The 19,852-nt window shown below is 43.9% G+C and carries 20 protein-coding genes; 11 read left to right on the top strand and 9 right to left on the bottom strand.

The genetic code is table 11. The features are described 5' to 3' along the window. Nucleotides 1–662: 662 nt before the first annotated feature. A complete protein-coding gene (locus CIK89_RS00425; protein ID WP_094389463.1) occupies nt 663–1,385 on the bottom strand; it encodes a Bax inhibitor-1/YccA family protein in 723 nt (240 codons plus the stop codon). A 146-nt stretch (nt 1,386–1,531) separates the two neighbouring features. Here CIK89_RS00425 and CIK89_RS00420 point away from each other — a divergent pair, with 146 nt between their 5' ends. From CIK89_RS00420 to CIK89_RS00405, 4 genes are read left to right on the top strand one after another with little or no spacing between them, the layout of a single operon-like run. Beyond that, nucleotides 1,532–2,347, top strand: a complete 816-nt coding sequence (locus tag CIK89_RS00420; protein ID WP_094389462.1) for an SGNH/GDSL hydrolase family protein — start codon at nt 1,532–1,534, stop codon at nt 2,345–2,347. A gap of 31 nt (nt 2,348–2,378) precedes the next feature. Next, nucleotides 2,379–3,116, top strand: coding sequence for a (Fe-S)-binding protein (locus tag CIK89_RS00415; protein ID WP_094389461.1), 738 nt, complete (start codon nt 2,379–2,381; stop codon nt 3,114–3,116). 36 nt (nt 3,117–3,152) lie between these two features. Then, nucleotides 3,153–4,520: a lactate utilization protein B gene (locus CIK89_RS00410; protein ID WP_094389460.1), complete on the top strand. Its 1,368-nt coding sequence runs from the start codon at nt 3,153–3,155 to the stop codon at nt 4,518–4,520. Between the two features lie 21 nt (nt 4,521–4,541). Further along, a complete protein-coding gene (locus tag CIK89_RS00405; RefSeq protein WP_094389459.1) occupies nt 4,542–5,135 on the top strand; it encodes an LUD domain-containing protein in 594 nt (197 codons plus the stop codon). Between the two features lie 43 nt (nt 5,136–5,178). Here the strand turns inward: CIK89_RS00405 and CIK89_RS00400 are convergent, their stop codons facing one another. From CIK89_RS00400 to CIK89_RS00365, 8 genes are read right to left on the bottom strand one after another with little or no spacing between them, the layout of a single operon-like run. Continuing rightward, nucleotides 5,179–6,294 (bottom strand): DegT/DnrJ/EryC1/StrS aminotransferase family protein, encoded by a 1,116-nt coding sequence (locus CIK89_RS00400; RefSeq protein ID WP_173815659.1) that lies wholly within the window; start codon nt 6,292–6,294, stop codon nt 5,179–5,181. Beyond that, nucleotides 6,269–7,207 (bottom strand): GNAT family N-acetyltransferase, encoded by a 939-nt coding sequence (locus tag CIK89_RS00395; RefSeq protein WP_094389457.1) that lies wholly within the window; start codon nt 7,205–7,207, stop codon nt 6,269–6,271. Before CIK89_RS00395 ends, CIK89_RS00400 begins: the two co-directional genes overlap by 26 nt. After that, complete coding sequence (locus CIK89_RS00390; RefSeq protein ID WP_094464004.1) at nt 7,195–7,608, bottom strand: FdtA/QdtA family cupin domain-containing protein; 414 nt, start codon at nt 7,606–7,608, stop codon at nt 7,195–7,197. The genes CIK89_RS00395 and CIK89_RS00390 overlap by 13 nt, the downstream gene beginning before the upstream one ends. Then, a complete protein-coding gene (gene purT, locus CIK89_RS00385) occupies nt 7,589–8,776 on the bottom strand; it encodes a formate-dependent phosphoribosylglycinamide formyltransferase (protein ID WP_094389456.1) in 1,188 nt (395 codons plus the stop codon). Before purT ends, CIK89_RS00390 begins: the two co-directional genes overlap by 20 nt. 20 nt (nt 8,777–8,796) lie before the next feature. Next, complete coding sequence (locus CIK89_RS00380) at nt 8,797–9,933, bottom strand: dTDP-glucose 4,6-dehydratase (RefSeq protein WP_094389455.1); 1,137 nt, start codon at nt 9,931–9,933, stop codon at nt 8,797–8,799. A gap of 20 nt (nt 9,934–9,953) precedes the next feature. After that, a complete protein-coding gene (locus CIK89_RS00375; protein WP_094389454.1) occupies nt 9,954–10,451 on the bottom strand; it encodes a metallophosphoesterase in 498 nt (165 codons plus the stop codon). A 13-nt stretch (nt 10,452–10,464) separates the two neighbouring features. Next, on the bottom strand, nt 10,465–11,091 hold the full coding sequence (locus CIK89_RS00370) for an AAA family ATPase (RefSeq protein WP_094389453.1): 627 nt from the start codon (nt 11,089–11,091) through the stop codon (nt 10,465–10,467). Continuing rightward, nucleotides 11,078–12,433 (bottom strand): MATE family efflux transporter, encoded by a 1,356-nt coding sequence (locus CIK89_RS00365; protein WP_094389452.1) that lies wholly within the window; start codon nt 12,431–12,433, stop codon nt 11,078–11,080. The genes CIK89_RS00370 and CIK89_RS00365 overlap by 14 nt, the downstream gene beginning before the upstream one ends. 543 nt (nt 12,434–12,976) lie before the next feature. Here CIK89_RS00365 and CIK89_RS00360 point away from each other — a divergent pair. The 7 genes from CIK89_RS00360 to CIK89_RS00330 all read left to right on the top strand — a co-directional run bounded on the left by CIK89_RS00360 (nt 12,977) and on the right by CIK89_RS00330 (nt 19,815). Beyond that, nucleotides 12,977–14,416 (top strand): S8 family serine peptidase, encoded by a 1,440-nt coding sequence (locus CIK89_RS00360; RefSeq protein WP_094389451.1) that lies wholly within the window; start codon nt 12,977–12,979, stop codon nt 14,414–14,416. Nucleotides 14,417–14,420: 4 nt separating this feature from the next. Then, entirely contained in the window at nt 14,421–15,590 is a 1,170-nt protein-coding gene (gene xseA / locus CIK89_RS00355) for an exodeoxyribonuclease VII large subunit (RefSeq protein ID WP_094389450.1), read from the top strand. Further along, nucleotides 15,587–15,781, top strand: a complete 195-nt coding sequence (xseB, locus tag CIK89_RS00350; RefSeq protein WP_094389449.1) for an exodeoxyribonuclease VII small subunit — start codon at nt 15,587–15,589, stop codon at nt 15,779–15,781. The genes xseA and xseB overlap by 4 nt, the downstream gene beginning before the upstream one ends. 69 nt (nt 15,782–15,850) lie before the next feature. Beyond that, complete coding sequence (locus CIK89_RS00345) at nt 15,851–16,900, top strand: branched-chain amino acid aminotransferase (protein WP_256387811.1); 1,050 nt, start codon at nt 15,851–15,853, stop codon at nt 16,898–16,900. A 141-nt stretch (nt 16,901–17,041) separates the two neighbouring features. Then, entirely contained in the window at nt 17,042–17,695 is a 654-nt protein-coding gene (locus tag CIK89_RS00340; RefSeq protein ID WP_094389447.1) for a DUF975 family protein, read from the top strand. 10 nt (nt 17,696–17,705) lie between these two features. After that, the gene (gene trmB, locus CIK89_RS00335) at nt 17,706–18,476 is read left to right on the top strand and encodes a tRNA (guanosine(46)-N7)-methyltransferase TrmB (protein ID WP_094389467.1); all 771 of its coding nucleotides are present in this window, start codon (nt 17,706–17,708) and stop codon (nt 18,474–18,476) included. A 133-nt stretch (nt 18,477–18,609) separates the two neighbouring features. Next, nucleotides 18,610–19,815, top strand: a complete 1,206-nt coding sequence (locus CIK89_RS00330; RefSeq protein ID WP_094389446.1) for a pyridoxal phosphate-dependent aminotransferase — start codon at nt 18,610–18,612, stop codon at nt 19,813–19,815. Nucleotides 19,816–19,852 lie beyond the last annotated feature (37 nt).

Here is a 19,852-nt window from a genome sequence, read left to right as displayed (position 1 = left end):
TCCTAAAAATCGACGGTTCGTAAATTCACCCAAGACTGTACTCATAAAAAGTAAGTCTCGCTTCTTGTACTACTACTTCTCTGTTTTATGTAAATCTTTCAAAGAACTCTTCCTTCAGTGCTTGTCACCAGTTTTGTGGTGAAAGCGAATGCAAAGGTACGCACTTTTTCGATACCACCAAAGAAAATCCATGTTTTTTTTCATTTTTACGCATCATTTTTCCATTTCTTTTACATCATATTTTTCTACACCTTATTATATATATGCACTGTTAAACTTTTGCCGTACGTTTTGTACATTGAAATAGGTTCGTGAAGTGGCTTAACATTTAGAGGTTAAATAAAAGAAAATTGGAGCAGAATGAGGCAATGGATAAGTTTTTCTCTTATGCTGTGTTCGGGATGTGTTCGGGATGTGTTCGGGATACGTGAGAACTTCATTCTTATCAAAAGCGTCTATCGAATTATTGTAATGTTTCCCAAGTAAGTTTGATATAAGTCCGATGCAAGTCCCTTTTTTAGCGAACGATATTGGATCTTAGTGGGGACTATCATGAAAATTAGACTTATATAGTCTTGATAGAATTTAAGTGAAGGAAAACAAAGATCCCACTTTAAAAGGTCAGACCTGTTTTAAAGTGGGATCTATTAGATATTATCTTTTTATTCTCTTTTTCCAAAAATACGGAGAAGATATAAGAAGAGATTAATAAAATCGAGATAGAGTGACAATGCTCCGAGTAAAGCTATTTTTTGCGCTGATTCTCCAGCATCTGGAGCTTGTGCAAGCATTATTTTTATTTTTTGGGAATCGTATGCTACCAATCCTACAAAGATTAATACTCCGGCATAGGTGATGAAGAGTTCTACTCCTGTGCTTTTAAGGAAGAATACGTTTACGAGTGTGGCAATGATTATTCCCACGAGAGCCATCATCGCCAAGCGTCCTAATGATGTAAGATCTTTCTTTGTCGTATAACCAACAACTGCCATGACAGCAAATGTTCCTGCCGTAACCAAGAAAGTAGAAGCAATGGACGATGCTGTATAGATAACGAATATACTAGAGAACATAGCTCCGTTGATAACGGAATATAGTATAAACAGAAGTGTGGCTGATGTAAGCGACAATCTGTTTATGGCAGCACTTACTCCTATAACAATGGCAAGTTGAGCTATTACCATTCCCCACAACAACATTGAGTTGGAATAAATTGTCATGAGTACACCAGGACTTGTAGCTACGGCATATGCTGTGAATCCTGTAATTGCCAAGGCAAAAACCATCCATGTATAGACTTTACGCATCAGAGCAGGAAAGGCCGAAGAAACTTCCCATTGTCGCTGATATGCGACGCGATCATTTTCAAAATAATTGTTATTCATATTCGTTTTGTATTTATTCGTTTGCAAAGTTAGTCATTTTTTTCGCTAATTGCAGCATCAATAATATTAAAAAAAACAAAGGAAGTTGGTAGTTTCTTCATTTTTTTCTACTTTTGCAGTTAAATAATCCATAATTTAATAAAATAATGAAACGATATATTTTTTTTGCGCTGTATTTCATCCTTGCACTGGCTCATGAAGTCAATGCTCAGACCATTAGCTTCCCTCATCCATGGGCGCATAAGCGCGTGGCTTATTTTGGTGATTCAATTACTGACCCCAACAACGATGGTTCTAAATTGAAGTTTTGGAATTTTCTAGAGGACTGGCTCGGTATTACACCTTATATATATGGTGTCAGCGGTCGTCAATGGGACAACATTCCCACCCAAACAGAAAAGTTGCATCAAGAACATGGTGATTCGGTTGATGCCATCATCGTTTTCATCGGTACCAACGACTTCAATGCCGGTGTTCCCATTGGAGAGTGGTATGACATCAAAGAAGAACAAGTCATGGCAGGCATACACGAGCCCAAGCACATGGTAACTCGTAAACGTATGTATCCTATAATGGATAAATCGACCTATCGTGGACGAATAAACATCGCCCTCGACAAATTGAAGCGCACCTACCCTACCAAACAGATAGTATTACTCACTCCAATTCATCGGGCAGGTTTTTATCGTAATGAAAAGAATTGGCAACCTACAGAAGATTATTACAACCTCTGTGGCGAGCCCTTTCAGCGTTATGTAGAATCAGTAAAAGAAGCCGGTAATATCTGGGCCGTTCCTGTTATCGATCTCAACTCACTTTGTGGTCTATTCCCCATGATGGACGAATATACTACATACTTTAAGGACAAGGAGGTTGACAGACTGCATCCCAATGATGCGGGTCATCGTCGAATGGCTCAAACTCTTCTTTACCAACTGAGTACTCTCCCTTGCACATACTAAACAAACAATAATAAACAAGCACAATTCTTTTATGAAAATCGGACTATTCATCCCCTGCTATGTAGATGCCGTTTATCCGGAAGTTGGTGTTGCAACTTACAAACTGTTGCGCCATCTAAATCTGGATGTCACCTATCCACTCAAGCAGACCTGTTGCGGACAGCCCATGGCCAATGCCGGTTTTGAAAACGAAGCCGTTCCTTTAGCCAAAAAGTTTGAAGACAAGTTTAAGGAGTTTGATTACGTCGTAGCTCCCAGTGTATCATGTACCGCGTTCATTAAGCTCAACTACCCAAGGTTGTTGAAAGGAAAGCACGAATGTCAGACATCTGACAAGATTATGGACGTTGTAGAATTCCTTCACGACGTAGTCAAGGTCAATCAGCCCTTAGGAACATTCCCACACAAGGTAAGCCTCCACAACTCCTGTCATGGTGTACGTGAACTGGGCCTTTCTTCCCCATCAGAAGAGCACGTCGCTCCATTCAACAAAATCAAAGACCTTCTTCAATTAGTACAAGGAATTGATGTTGTAGAGCCCGACCGTCCAGATGAATGTTGTGGCTTCGGAGGAATGTTCTCCGTAGAAGAGACCGCAGTGTCAACGCAAATGGGCATAGACAAAGTTGAACGTCATATTGAGACCGGTGCGAAATATATTACCGGTGCCGACTGTTCTTGTTTGATGCACATGGCCGGAATTGCCCGTAAACAAGGCAAAGACATACAATTCAAACACGTTATTGAGATTCTTGCCTCAGGCCTTTAACAAGACTTTATGTATTCCTATTAAAACGCATGCACTATGAGTACATCACATTCAAAAGCAGCCAAAGAATTCTTAAAAAACCAAGAATATGCAAAGTGGCACGACGCCACATTTTGGTCAGTTCGCACCAAACGCGACAAGATGGCCTATGGACTTGAAGAATGGGAGCAATTACGTGAGAAAGCTTCAGCTATCAAGCGTCACACCTTGACCCATCTTGACGAATATCTAGATCAGTTTGCCACCAATGCTGAGAAGAACGGAGTTATTGTACATTGGGCGAAAGATGCCAATGAATTCAATGAGATCGTCTATGATATCTTGAGCAGCCACCATGTTAAGAAGATGGTGAAATCAAAATCAATGCTCACGGAAGAATGCGAGATGAATCCCTATTTGGAAGCACGTGGCATAGAAGTAGTAGAAACCGACCTTGGTGAGCGCATTATCCAATTGAAAGGTCAGAAGCCGAGTCATATCGTAATGCCCGCTATTCACCTGAATCACAACGACGTAGGTGAATTGTTTGAAGAAAAGCTCAATTCAGAGAAAGGAAACCACGATCCCACGTATCTAACCTATTGTGCCCGATTGAGTTTGCGCAATGAGTTTCTTACTGCAGATGCAGGCATGACAGGTGCCAATTTCGGTATAGCCGAAACTGGTGATATAGTGGTGTGTACCAACGAAGGTAATGCAGACATGTCCACTTCCTGTCCGAAACTACATATTGCCGCAATCGGATTAGAGAAAGTCATCCCCAATTACGATTGTCTTGCCGTTTTCCAGCGCATGCTCTGCCGTGCAGGAACAGGCCAACCCACAACAACATACACCAGCCACTTCCGTAAAGCTCGTCCTACAGCTGACAATATGCACATTATCTTAGTTGATAATGGCCGTTCGGAGTGGATAGGCAATCCTACCCATTGGGAATCTTTGAAATGTATCCGCTGTGGTTCATGTATGAACACCTGCCCTGTTTATCGCCGTAGCGGTGGTTATTCCTACAGTTATTTCATTCCAGGTCCTATAGGAATCAACCTTGGTATGCTTCGTGACAGTAAGAAACATTCAGGCAATGTATCAGCTTGTACGCTCTGCAACAGTTGTCAGTCAGTATGTCCTGTCAAAGTAAACCTTGGAGATCAGATATACCTTTGGCGTCAGCAGTTAGATGAATTCGGCACAGCCAATCCACAGAAGAAGTTAATGTGTAAAGGTATGACTGCACTTTACAACCATTCATGGCTTTACAACCTTGCCACGGGCATGGCCTCATGGGCCAATATTCTTCCATCGTTTGTTCTTAACAATGGTCTGAATCCATGGGCAGAAGGTCATAAAATGATGCAATTTCCCAAGAAGCCTTTCCATGAGTTAATTAAGGAATTAGACAAATAACACCCTATCATACAACAGATTATGAGCAACAAGGAAGATATACTTAAGAAGTATCGTTCAAATATTCATGAACGTTTTGAAATGCCCGATCTAAGTGACATCACGCCCATTACTTATAAAGAACCACTTTCGCAATTTATAGAAATGAGCAAGAATGTTGGTGGCAACATCATAGAAGTAAAAGAGAATCAAGATATTAATGCTCTGGTCAAAGAACTCTATCCTGATGCCAAAGAGATTGCCTCCAACCTCTCCGAGATTACCATCGCCACACGAAATCCCGACACAATAGAGAATGCTCAAGCTCTCAACGGGACTGACGTGGGTATAATACGAGGAATGTTTGGTGTGGCAGAAAACGGATGCATTTGGATTCCTCAGCAAATGAAAGAAAAAGCCGTTTGTTTCATCTCCGAGAATATCGTTATTCTACTTCGTAAGTCTCAGATTGTAAATAACATGCACGAAGCCTACAAGCAGATTGCATTCGACTCGAAATATGATGGTTACGGTACCTTTATTAGCGGTCCATCAAAGACAGCAGATATTGCCCAGGTATTGGTAATGGGAGCTCAAGCAGCACGAAGCGTTACTATTCTTCTGATGCCAGATTGATGTTTGCATCAATGGATACTCCCTCCTAATGAGCTAATGAGGGTCAAAAAAAATCATTCAAGAGGCGGGCAATATGGTCTGCCTCTTTTTCTTTCATCATTGGATAACAAGGCAGACTCAATTCCTGCTGATGAATCAGCTCCGTTATAGGGAATGAACGTTTTAATGCAGGATAACACTTCTGTAGATGTGGGGGAACTGGATAATGGATTACCGTTTCCACATCATGTTCTTTCAGATATGTCTGAAGTTCATTTCGTTTTTCACAAAATAGAGGATAGATATGATAGACAGCCCGAGAAGACATTTTTGCTGTTCGAATCAATGGATTGTTAATCAGTTTATCGTAGATGTTAGCAATATTTCGTCTGCTCTGATTATCCGAATCCAACCATGACAGTTTCACATCAAGAACAGCCGCTTGTATTTCATCTATTCTCGAATTTCTTCCACAGCGTTCAAACAAATACTTCTGGGAACTACCATAATTCCCTAATTCTCTGATTATTTCCGCCAATTGTTCGTCATTGGTTGTAACAGCTCCAGCATCACCTAATGCTCCAAGATTTTTTGTTGGATAAAAACTATGTCCTGCTGCATCTCCCAATGCCCCTGTTTTTATACCATTCCATTCACATCCATGAGCCTGCGCATTATCCTCCACTAATTTCAGCTCGTATTTCTTACAGATTTCAGCAATACGTTTACTATAAGCACACGAACCATATAGATGCACGATCATAACGGCACGTGTTCGTCTGGTAATCGCCTTTTCTATCTGACTTTCATCAATTTGCAACGTTTCGAGATTTGGTTCCACAAGAACAGGAACGAGTCGATTCTCTGTAATAGCCAATAAAGAAGCAATATACGTATTGGCAGGTACGATCACCTCGTCTCCTTCGTTTATCACTCCCATTTCTTTATATGCACGAAGAATCAGCCACAAAGCATCAAGTCCATTGCCACAGCCCACACAATATCGCGTTCCAATATAACGGGCATAATGTCTTTCAAAGCGTTCTGTTGCTTCCCCTCGTAGATACCACCCACTCTGTAAAACAGAATCTATGGCATCATGTAATTGCTCTTTTCTATGGTCAGACAATAATTTCAAATCGCAATATTTCATATCAAAGATTCCATTGGTACGTATCATAACAAATGCTTCTCGCCCCAAATCCTTCTTTTTGATAAGCCAAGGAAGCATTCAACAGACAACTGTCTGTTGCTGTTGATTTTCCGAAATCAAAATAGTGGCATTCTTGCGGAAGATTTTCCAGAAGGAAATCGAAAAGGCAATCAAGTACATGTAAACGTTTGCCTTCAGCAGAAGCAGATATATACTGCACATGAACTACATTTCGAGTCATGTACAAAACAGTTCCTCCCATGATACGACCATTAATCTCTGCCACAAAAAGTCTGATTTGTTTTGGAAAAAGATGATGAAGCAAATGTATTTCATCTAACGTATGAACAGGAGATACACCATATTTTGTCTGTAGATTCTCAGTCAGAATATCCCAAAAATCAGAATAGTTTTCCCCCCCACGAATAACACAACCATGTTGAATTGCTTTTTTAGCTCCTTGTTTACGGATATTCCTCCATGGTAGCAAATGATTTGTGCAGGCGACAGCAGCCACATCACGTCCCACGAGTTGAGCTTTACATACATTATACAAAGCATAAAGATCCTCTTCTGCAGCATACTGATGATAGATCCATGGTACTGGTTTATAGAAGACTGTCCTAAATCCTTGGTTTCGCAGGTAATCATTCATTTCTGCAAACAACACAGATATTCTTTCTGCAGTAGCCTTTTCATCCATTATCAATCCACCGTACGTCAATCCATTATGTGAGCAAAGCGTATCTCCGTCTTTGTGGGCAGGTAACAAAGCGACCAGTCTTCCTTCAAGATAAAACATCAATGAGGCATCCTGAAAACGATCAGCATGATAATCCATATAATGTCTGTCGAAAAGGAACGTGGCATTTTTAGAACGCTCCACAAAAGCATTCCATTTTTCGTATTCAGATGAATGGTAAGGAGTTATTTGGAACATTTCACATACTTCAAAAACTCGTTGTAATCTTCAATATAATCTGCGGCATTATAACCTTCTGATGCTAAAACCAAACAAACGGCACCTGGTGAAAATTGATCAAGAGTCACCCATAGTGTCTTATCAATGAACAATCCTTGATAGGGATTATTGAGAAGTATCGTTTTTCGTTCGTAGCCATTATCGAGTGTGACATGACAAGCGCCACTCACAGCAACAAGAAGTTGCTGGAGCCGGCGATGTGCATGTCCTCCCCTACTGCCGTTTTCTGGGACTTCATACAACCAATAAACCCTTTTTATATCAAAGGGCACGTTATCGAAAGCCTCTGCAACGGTGAGGTTTCCCCTTGAATCGGCAATTTTTGGAAGAGTAATCAGTTTAGTGTTCAATTTTTGCATAAGGATCTGTTCCCAGCACAGTCTTTGCCAATCGTTTAGCTTTATTGCGCAAGGCATCAGTATCGGCATCAGTATCACCATAGCATAGGACCACACCCATGCGTCTTCCCGGATGAGCTTCTGGTTTTCCGAAGATACGCACTCGTGTGCATTCCTCTTTTAGTGCATCGACGAGGTTGTAATCAAGTGGACCTTTCTTTTCTATAGGCGAAAGGACTACCGCAGAAGCGCCTGCATGTTCCAGTCTAATATCGGCGATAGGCAAGCCCATGATAGCTCTGAAATGAAGTTCAAACTCCGATAGGTTTGTTGTATGTCCGAGAGTTACCATTCCCGTGTCATGTGGGCGAGGGCTCAATTCAGAGAAAATGACTTCTCCTTGTTTGGTCAGGAAGAATTCGACGCCCCATATTCCGTATCCTGTCAGCGCTTTAGTCACTTGGTCAGCCATATGCTGAGCTTGTGCAAGAGCCTGTTCTGATATTTTATAGGGTTGCCATGACTCGCGATAATCTCCGCTCTTTTGTACGTGTCCGATAGGTGGGCAGAATATTGTTGGAGCGTTTTTCTGTGTCACAGTAAGAAGAGTGAATTCAGATTCAAAATCAATAAATTCCTCAATAATCACCTCTTTTACATCTCCACGGCTACCTTCCATAGCATCTTTAAAAGCCTGTTCAAGTTCGTCATCATTGTGTACATAGCTTTGTCCATGTCCAGAAGATGACATTAGTGGTTTTACCACACATGGGAATCCGATTTCGTCTGCAGCTTTTTTAAATTCATCAAATGTTTTAGCGTAAAAATACTTGGCAGTACGAAGACCCAATTCGCGTGAGGCCAGATCGCGGATAGCGCGTCTGTTCATAGTAAAATTCACGGCGCGAGCAGAAGGTACAACTTGAATGCCTTGTTTTTCAAAATCAAAAAGACGTTCTGTACGGATTGCTTCAATCTCAGGAACGATAAGATCTGGTTTATGCTTATTGACGACAGCCGTAAGGGCATCACCATCCAGCATAGAGAAAATCTCTCGCTCATCTGCCACTTGCATGGCAGGTGCATTGTCATAACGATCGCATGCCACCACGTAGGCACCTGCACGCTTTGCGGCAATTACGAACTCTTTACCAAGTTCTCCGCTTCCAAGTAGTAATACTTTCTTCATTAATAATGTTACTGTTAAAATTATGATTGTTGTGAATACATATTGTCATAGTATTTCTGATAGTCTCCCGAGGTCACATTATCGAGCCAGTCCTGATTGTCGAGATACCAGCGTACCGTTTTCTCTATACCCTCTTCAAACTGTAATGAAGGTTCCCATCCGAGTTCTTTCTGCAATTTTGTAGAGTCAATAGCATAGCGCAGGTCATGTCCAGCTCGGTCTGTTACGAAAGTAATGAGATCCATATCTTCTCCTTCTTTACGTCCGAGCAATCTGTCAACGGTTTTAATCACCACCTTGATAATATCGATATTCTTCCACTCGTTAAATCCTCCGATATTATAGGTATCAGCTATTTTTCCTTTATGGAAGATCAGATCAATAGCTTTTGCATGATCTTCCACGAAGAGCCAATCGCGTACATTTTCACCTTTTCCATATACGGGCAATGGTTTGCGATGACGTATATTGTTAATAAACAAAGGAATCAACTTCTCCGGGAACTGATAGGGTCCGTAGTTATTAGAACAGTTTGTCACCACTATAGGCATTCCGTATGTATCGTGGAAAGCTCTAACGAAATGGTCAGAACTTGCCTTCGATGCAGAATATGGAGAGTGTGGGTTATACTTTGTTGTTTCGAGGAAGAACTGTTCTCCGTAAGCCAGATGGTGCTGTGCAGACGAAGCTGTTGTAGTATATGGTGGTTTGATACCCTCTGGATGTGTCAGTTCAAGAGCTCCATACACTTCGTCGGTAGAAATGTGATAGAATCGTTTTCCTTCATATTTTTCGGGCAATGACTCCCAATAGAGTTTTGCAGCCTGAAGTAGCGCGAGTGTTCCCATCACATTGGTTTGTGCAAATGTAAATGGGTCTTTGATAGAGCGATCCACGTGACTTTCTGCGGCAAGATGAATGATGCCATCGACATGCTTTTCTTGCATGAGTTTATAGAAGGCGTCGAAGTCGCAGATGTCCATTTTCACAAACTCATAGTTAGGTTTATCTTCCACATCTTTAAGATTGGCCAGATTACCTGCATAAGTGAGTTTATCGAGGTTGATGATGTGATACTCAGGATACTTGTTCACGAACAGGCGCACTACATGGCTTCCTATAAAGCCTGCGCCACCAGTAATGACGATTGTTTTCATATCTATCTGCTTCCTTTGGTTTATAAATGATGACCAAGAGTGATGACCTCACAGTCTTTAAATTCATTTTTATCTATGGTCAGTCTGACCAGTGTGCGTTCCTTGTGCCAACCTTGTTGTCCGGCAGCACCAGGATTGATGTGTAAGAGACGAAGTGTCTTATCGTATTTCACTTTAAGGATGTGTGAATGTCCACTGATAAACAATTGTGGCGGTGAGGCATAGATTTGTCCTCTTATGCTGGCATCATAGTTGCCAGGATACCCACCTATATGTTTCATAAGCACTTCCACATCTTCACATTTCCATCTCAGCACTTCAGGGTACATCAGTCTTAGGTCTCCTCCGTCGCAGTTTCCGCAAACAGCCCGTAACGGTCTGAAAGCCGCTAATTTTTCTGCCACTTCTACCGAGCCAATATCTCCAGCGTGCCATATTTCGTCACACTCTTCGAAATAGGTAAGATATTTATCATCCCAATAAGAATGTGTGTCACTGATGATTCCGATTCTCTTCATATTTCTTTTTGTTTCAATCGAGGTCGAGATATTTTCTTATGAAGTCAGCAATGATGTGTTCCGTTGCTTGCAATCCAAGTTTTGAAGAGTCGATACAGAGATCGTAAGACGAAGCATGTCCCCATTTCTTTCCGGTATAATAATTATAGTATGCAGCACGTTTTGACTCACCGTTTTCAATGAATTTTCGTGCTTCCTCCCTTCCTATATTTTGTTTATGCATCACTTGGTCTATGCGAAAATCCATATCTGCAGTAACAAACACGTTGACGACATTAGGGTAATCACGCAGCACATAGTCAGCACATCTTCCAACAAAGACGCACGAAGACTCTTGTGCTGCCTTTCTTATAGCATCGCTTTGAAATTTGAAGAGATTCTCTTGCGAGAAGTCGTTGCTGTACATGTTATTATCCCCCATGTGAGGTGCATGCAGATGAAAGAGTGTTCGCAGAAATCCACGTTGTTCATCATTCTGTTCGAAGAATTTTTCGCAGAATCCACTTTCCTTGGCAGCCAGGTTAAGTAATTCTTTATCGTAGTATTTCGCATTGAAATCCATGGCGAGCATACGTGCGATGTCGTGTCCGCCACTACCGAGTTGTCGGCCTACGTTGATGATGATTTTATTGTTGAGCATTTGTTCTAAGTTTTTTCTTATAGGTTTCCATTGTCACCCACGTCACAATAAATGCAATTCCATCACTAGCAGGTAGTGCAGCCCATACTCCGTCTATTTTAAATATCGGTGGTAGGATAATGAGTAGTGGCACGAGGAATAGCATTTGTCTCGACAAGGAGAGAAGCATGCTGATTTTTGCTTTTCCTATCGATTGGAAGAAACAGGTGACCACCATCTGGTATCCTATCAAGGGGAATAGGAGCATATTAACCCTAATAGCTTGTATGGAATGATTGATGAGTGTTTGGTCAGAAGTAAAGAGTCTGGCGCAATAGTATGGCAACAGTTGTCCTGTAACCCATCCTGCCACAACCACTACTGTTGCAGCAAGCATTGCCAATCTTACTACGTGTATGAGTCTGCTATGGAGTTGTGCACCATAATTATATCCAGCAATGGGCTGCAATCCCTGCTTGATTCCCATAACAATCATCACAAAGATAAAGGCAATTCTATTAGCGATTCCATAGGCTCCAACGGCCATATCCCCACCGTAGCGTACCAATGCTGTATTGATGAAGATAACCACAATACAAGCACAAGCATTCATGGAGAAAGGAGAAATACCAATAGCCAGAATATTCTTGATGATATCCGCTCTCAACCGATATGTTCCCCTTTTAAAGTGGAGCATTTCTTTAGGATTGGAGAAGATGGACAGTTGCCAACATAGTGCCAGCATCTGTGCAAGAATCGTAGCCAATGCTGCTCCTCGTATGCCCATATCAAATACCCAGATGAATATAGGGTCCAGAATCGTGTTGATAACAACCGTAAATATGGTTGCATACATGGCATGTTTGGGTTTCGAAGCTGCCCTCAGCAAGGCATTAAGTCCGAAATACAGATGCGTTGCCACATTTCCCACTAAGATAATCTGCATATATTCACGTGCATATCCTATAGTGTTCTCTGTTGCACCGAAGAAATAAAGGATAGGGTCAAGGAATAAGAGGCATACGGCTCCGAATAGGATTCCCGTAATAATTTTCAGAACGATAGCATTTCCCAAAAGCAGCTCTGCGGTCTTATAGTCTTTCTGTCCAAGTTTCACAGAGAGATAGGTGGACGCTCCCACACCAATGGCAGCTCCTACAGCTCCCGACAGGTTCATAAAAGGAAATGTGATTGCCAATCCCGAAATAGCCATAGCTCCTACACCTTGTCCTATGAATATGGAGTCAACCATATTGTAGAGACTGGAGGCGGTCATTGCCACAATGGCAGGTAGCGCATATTGCATAAGCAATTGTCCTACAGGTTTGGTTCCAAGTTCAAGGGTCGCTTGTCTATTATCCATTCGTTTATATTTTGTGCAAAGATAGTGCAATTCGAGCAGAATACCAAATTTTGGAGCAGCGAAAGCAGAGTAACAATACATTTTTACTCTGTTGAGTCGCGACAAAATAAGCCAAAGGCAAATTTTGGAGCAGCGAAAGCAGAGTAACAATACATTTTTACTCTGTTGAGTCGCGACAAAATAAGCCAAAGGCAAATTTTGGAGCAGCGAAAGCAGAGGGAAAATACATTTTTAAAGTTTTGTGAATAAACATCTGTCTTGCTTATTCTCTACGAACACCTGCGTCCCGAACACATCCCGAACACATCCCGAACACATCCCAAACACATCCCAAAAGCAATAAGACAGCCCAAAAGCCACTCTAAAGTATAATATCCATTCCCACTTAAGAAAGAGCAATTCATTTTTTTACTATGTCGAAAAGCGACAAAACAATCCAAAGGCAACCAACAAGCGACGTCTTCAACGGAAAACCGAACATTTTTTTGGCAGTTTCCCCATTTCTTCGTAACTTCGCAACCTAAAAGAAAATAGGATTGAAACATGCGAATCACTCTGTTGACATTGTTAACGGTAATATGTTGCATCACCACAACGGCAGCAACAACACAGGCTAGCGCCAAGCGGGTCAGAAACAAGGTGTGTCCGGCTTATATCTACCGTATCACGTTGACAGACAAAAACAAATCACCCTACTCCATCGACCATCCGTCACGTTTTCTTTCCCGTCGAAGCATTGAACGCCGTAAGCGCCAAGGACTTGCCATCGATTCTACCGATCTTCCAGTCAGTCCACATTATATTAGAGCAATCGAAAACCGCCAGACCGCCGTTATCGGACAAAGCCGATGGAACAACACCGTTCTTGTTGAAATGCGCGACACTTCCGACATCCAGCGCATCCGCCATTTTCCCTTTGTCAGCAATTGCCGAAACGTATGGCAAGCCCCCGACTCCATCGAGCCGACTGCCATCCGAACAAAATTCCACGATTCTTTTCTACCTAACGACTCTATTCCCGACACCATGTACGGTCGCGCAGCAGATCAGATTCAGACCACCAACGGCCAAAGACTTCACGACATCGGCTATCGTGGTGAAGGACTGACGATTGCAGTCTTAGACGGAGGATTCAAAAACGTCAATCGCATACCTGCCTTCTCGAAGGTTGACATCAAAGGCACACGTGATTTCGTATTTCCAAACTCACCGTCGGTCTTCTATGAGACTGACCACGGCACACGCGTTCTATCCACCATGGCCATCAATACACCTTATTATTATATAGGAACAGCCCCTCAGGCTTCTTATTGGCTTCTGCGCTGCGAAGACCCGCAGTCAGAACAAGAAGTAGAGGAAGACTATTGGGCAATGGCAGTAGAATTTGCCGATTCGGTAGGATGCGATCTCATCAACTCATCCCTTGGCTATCATCAATACGACCACGGTATCGGGTCACATCAACTCTGGCAACTCGACGGCCACTCAACATTCATCAGCCGTACTGCATCAATGGTCATCGGAAAAGGTATTATCCTTGTCAATTCATCGGGCAATACGGGTATGGGAGGCTGGAAGAAACTTACCTTTCCTGCTGATGCTGAGGACTGTCTCACCGTAGGCGCCGTTACGGAGGAACTCGGAAACGCTCCTTTCAGCGCAGTAGGTCCCACACAAGACGGACGCATCAAACCAGATGTTGTGGCCATCGGAAGTCCCGCAACCATTGTTACAGGACGTGGAACCATTGCCCAGGATATGGGCACCTCCTTTGCCTCACCCATCATTTGCGGCCTGACCGCCTGTTTGTGGCAAGCCTTACCGAAACTGACCGCGAGGCAGATTATACAACTCATTCGTCAGACCAGTCGCAATAGCGAACATCCCGACAACATCACCGGCTACGGACTTCCAAACTTTTGGCGTGCCTATATGGTAGGGCGCATCCAACAGAAATCTGATCAGCCATCCCAAACGGAATAGAATTATGGAGCAAAGCCACCATTTCTCACTATATGCACTCAACGCATTAGTCCACGAAGCCGTCAGCAACGCCTTACCCGATGAGTATTGGGTAGAGGCAGAATTGGCAGAATGTCGTGAGCGCAATGGACATTGCTATATGGAACTGGTAGAAAAAGACGAGCGCTCCAATTCGCCCATTGCCAAAGCATCTGCCAAATGTTGGCGACAGACCTGGACACTACTCCATGCCACGTTTCTTCGAGCCACAGGACAACCGTTACGCGCTGGCATGAAAGTACTGTTGCGAGTCTATCCACAATTCCACGAAGCCTATGGCTTTTCCTGGATTGTCAGCGATATTGACCCTACCTACACCATCGGAGATTTAGCACGTCGCCGACAAGAAATTATCAAGACATTGAAAGCCCAAGGAGTTTTCGACCTCCAACGCGAACTACGTCTGTCTCCATTCGCCCAGCGCATTGCCGTTATCTCGGCAGAATCGGCAGCAGGCTACGGAGACTTCTGTCGGCAATTGCTCGACAACGAATACAACCTTCAATTCCACACCGAGCTCTTCCCTGCCATCATGCAAGGCGAACGCGTAGAACAAAGTGTCATCCAGGCACTCAACCTCATCAATAACCGTATCGACGACTTCGATGCGGTAGTCATCATCCGCGGTGGAGGAGCTACCAGCGACATGAGCGGTTTCGACACCCTTCCGTTGGCAGAGAACGTTGCCAACTTCCCATTGCCCATCATCACAGGTATCGGTCACGACCGCGACGAATGTGTGCTCGACATGGTGAGCCATACCAGAGTAAAGACTCCAACAGCCGCAGCCACACTACTGATAACCCACCTTTGCAACACCTTACAACAGGTGGCTGATGCAGAAAATGTCATTGCACATTATGCACTAGACCGACTGCAGCGCCATCGACTGCAACTGGAACACATCACCACGCTTCTACCTCATCTGGCGCAACGCCTTATGACAGAAGCACACCACAGCCTGGAGCGCATCCAACTCAAACTGGAAGGCTACGACCCACAGTTACTTCTCCAACGCGGTTACAGTATCACGCTCCACAACGGACAGATTGTCAAGAGCCCCCAAGACGTTAAATCCGGTGACGAGATAGAGACACGACTGAAACAAGGAACCATCAAATCCATCATACAATGAATCATCCCCAAAAATACGAAGAAGCCTTTGCACGGCTTCAGGAAATCGTCCGTAAAATGGAGGGCGGCCAACTGGACATCGACCAGATTACCGCCCACATGAAAGAAGCCCAAGAACTCATCACGCTTTGCAAGAAACGGCTCACCGAAACGGAAAAGGAGATAGATAAACTCACCCAAGCCGAGAAATAATCGATAAAGATGAGCATTTTGAGCAACAAAAGCATCGAAATTATTGCAAAACTTAACAAAAATGATTAAATTTGCAAGCACAACTGTCAAACATATAAAGATATGAAACAATTAGATTGGGCTAATCTGCCTTTCGGTTACATCAAGACCGACTACAATGTACGCTGTTACTATCGTGACGGTAAGTGGGGCGAAATAGAGGTTTGCTCCGACGAGTATCTCAACCTGCACATGGCTGCCACCTGTCTGCACTACGGACAAGAGGCCTTTGAAGGTCTGAAGGCTTACCGCTGTCCAGACGGAAAGGTACGCATCTTCCGTGTGAAGGACAATGCCGAGCGTCTGCAGAGCACTTGTCGCGGTATTCTCATGCCCGAACTTCCCACCGAACTCTTCACCGAAATGGTCAAAAAGGTGGTACGTCTCAATCAGGAATGGATTCCTACCTATGAGAGTGGCGCAACACTCTACATCCGTCCATTGCTCATCGGTACCAGTGCACAGGTTGGTGTACATCCTTCAAAAGAATACTGTTTCCTGATTTTCGTAACTCCCGTAGGCCCATATTTCAAGGGTGGTTTCTCTGCCAACCCCTACGTCATTATACGCGACTACGACCGTTCTGCTCCTCTTGGCACAGGAAAATACAAGGTGGGTGGCAACTATGCTGCATCCCTCTTTGCCAACAATCTGGCACACGAGAAGGGTTACGCCTGCGAATTCTATCTTGATGCTAAAGAGAAGAAATACATTGACGAGTGTGGTGCCGCCAACTTCTTCGGCATCAAGAATAACACCTACGTCACTCCGAAGTCAACCTCTATTCTTCCCTCTATCACCAACCGTTCACTCATGCAGTTGGCCGAGGATTTAGGCATGAAGGTTGAGCGCCGTCAGATTCCCGAAGAGGAGTTGGAGACATTCGAAGAGGCAGGTGCTTGTGGAACAGCAGCAGTTATCAGTCCCATCAGCCATATTGATGACCTCGAAACAGGCAAGGTTTATTCCTTCGGCGACAAACCGGGTCCTTGGTCTGAGAAACTCTTCAACCATCTGCGCGACATCCAGTATGGTATTGCAGAAGACAAGCACGGATGGACTACTGTAGTCATCGAATAATATCATTCACGCTAAAGTCTGCTTAGGCAGCACTTCAGCTGAAAGGATGTTTATTACATCCATCCTTGTTCATAAAATCTCCGTCGGGCCGTGAACATTCTCGGCCCGACATTATCATAAAACATAACACAAAGAAAAAAAATGGGATACATCGTAAATTGTAAAGAGAGAGCCATTAGCAGTCTTGACCACAAATGGGGCGAGAGCGCCATTCTTGTCCTCATATATCTCCTTATCGGTGGTACTGTAAGCTGTGGCACAGGATTGCTGATGCCTACTACATCAGAAATAACATCATCGCTTACCAGCAACATCTTTTCTCTTTTACTCATCCCTATGTCATGGGGCGTGACCATCACCTTTTTGGAAGTATCACGTGACATGAAAGTAAACTACGGAAACCTGACTAAGGGTTATCACGATTTCACACGCATCTTCCTGACAATACTCCTCAAAGGTATCTATACCTTATTATGGTCTTTGTTGCTTATCATACCAGGCATCGTCAAGAGCTACTCCTATGCCATGACCGAATTTGTCCTTGTCGACCGTCCTGACTTGGCTTACAACGAGGCCATTGAGGAAAGCATGCGACTGATGCAAGGCAACAAATGGCGCCTCTTCGTACTCGACCTGAGTTTCCTTGGATGGGCATTGCTCTGCATCCTCACCTTGGGAATCGGTTATCTCTTCTTAGCTCCATACATGGAAGTGGCACATGCCCATTTCTATGCCGACCTGAAAGCCGACGACCAAGAGTTTTCAGATGATACCATTACCATCGAAACAATATAATCCATACTACATGGGAAAAGGAAAACTACAGAAATTTGCAGAAATGGAGACGTTCAGCAACGTCTTCCAATATCCATTCTCAGTCATCGAGAATGTACCTTTCGAAATGAAGGGACATTGGCGCGAACAATATTTTCATAACGACAATCCCATCGTCCTCGAACTGGGTTGCGGTAAGGGTGAATATACCGTAGAACTGGCACGCCTCTACCCACAGGTCAACTTCATCGGTGTTGACATCAAAGGAGCACGCATGCATAAAGGAGCAAAAGAAGCACTTACAGCAGGGCTGTCCAACGTGGCCTTCCTACGCACCAATATCGAGATCATCGACCGTTTCTTTGCCAAAGACGAGGTTCAGGAGATCTGGCTTACCTTCAGCGACCCCCAGATGAAAAATCCACGCAAACGGCTCACCAGTACTTATTTCATGAACCGCTACCGCCATTTTCTCGTTGACGGAGGTCTCATCCACTTGAAGACCGACTCCAACTTCCTCTTCACCTATACCACCTACATGGTCGAGGCAAACCGTCTGCCCCTGCTCTTCCGCACCGAAGATCTCTATCATACCGACGGTATCGATGAGGAGACTCGCAAAATTCTGTCCATCCAGACTTTCTACGAAGCACAATGGATTGCCCGTGGCCTCAATATCCGCTACATGAAGTTCCATCTTCCTCAGCAAGGCGAACTCGTGGAGCCCGATGTTGAAATACCATTAGACGACTACCGTTCTTTCCACCGCGATAAGCGCAGCAGTTTGGAAACAAGCAAATAAATGACAATAGGATTTCTATGCCATTAGCCACAAGGTAAGTCAATCACAGCAAAGACAAAGAAAATCGACGTTTTTCTTTGTAGTTCAGTTGGTTTACAGTACCTTTGCACTTTGAAACGAAAAAAAGAAAACAATGCCAGAAATATCAGTTCGCGGACTGGAGATGCCCGAGTCACCTATCAGAAAACTCGCTCCATTGGCCGCAGCAGCAAAAAAACGGGGAACCAAGGTCTATCACCTCAACATCGGACAGCCTGACCTGCCTACACCGCAGGTAGGACTCGACGCATTGAAGAAAGTGGATAGAAGCATTCTCGAATACTCACCATCTCAGGGTTACCTCAGTTATCGCGAGAAATTGGTGGGCTATTATGCCAAATACCACATCAACGTATCGGCAGACGACATCATCATCACCTCTGGCGGTTCCGAAGCTGTTTTGTTTGCATTCATGTCGTGCCTCAATCCTGGCGACGAGATTATCGTACCCGAACCGGCTTATGCCAACTATATGGCGTTTGCCATTTCTGCCGGTGCAAAGATTCGCACCATCGCCACAACGATCGAGGAAGGTTTCTCCTTGCCTAAGGTGGAGAAATTTGAAGAACTCATCAACGACCGCACACGCGCCATCATGATTTGCAATCCCAACAACCCGACGGGTTATCTCTATACGCGTCGTGAGATGCAGCAAATCCGTGACCTTGTGAAGAAATACGACCTCTATCTCTTTTCCGATGAGGTTTATCGTGAATATATTTATACCGGTTCACCCTATATTTCCGCTTGCCATCTTGAGGGCATCGAGCAGAATGTCATCCTCATCGACTCGGTTTCTAAACGCTATTCAGAATGTGGTATTCGCATCGGTGCGCTCATCACCAAAAATGCAGAAGTGCGCAAGGCAGTCATGAAGTTCTGTCAGGCACGCCTCTCTCCTCCTCTCATCGGACAGATTGTAGCAGAGGCTTCACTCGATGCTCCTGAAGAGTACTACCGCGATGTCTATGACGAATATGTCGAACGACGTAAGTGTCTGATTGACGGACTCAACCGCATTCCTGGTGTCTATTCGCCCATCCCCATGGGAGCTTTCTATACCGTAGCAAAGCTCCCCGTTGACAATGCAGAAGAATTTTGCCGTTGGTGTTTGGAAGAGTTCACCTACGAAGGTGAAACTGTGATGATGGCTCCTGCCGCTGGTTTCTACACCACGCCTGGTGCTGGCATCAATCAGGTGCGTATTGCCTACGTGCTGAAGAAAGAAAACCTTGAGCGAGCGCTCCTCGTATTGCGTAAGGCATTGGAGGCTTACCCTGGTCGCGTTGATGAACAGTAATATTCGGTCTGCCACCATTTAAGGTATTTAGATAAAA

Origin of the sequence: Prevotella sp. P4-119 (assembly GCF_002251345.1) — a bacterium.
Classification (GTDB): Bacteria; Bacteroidota; Bacteroidia; order Bacteroidales; family Bacteroidaceae; genus Prevotella.
The sequence above is the reverse complement of the archived record's forward strand: the minus strand, read 5'-3'. Positions and strand labels throughout refer to the sequence as shown.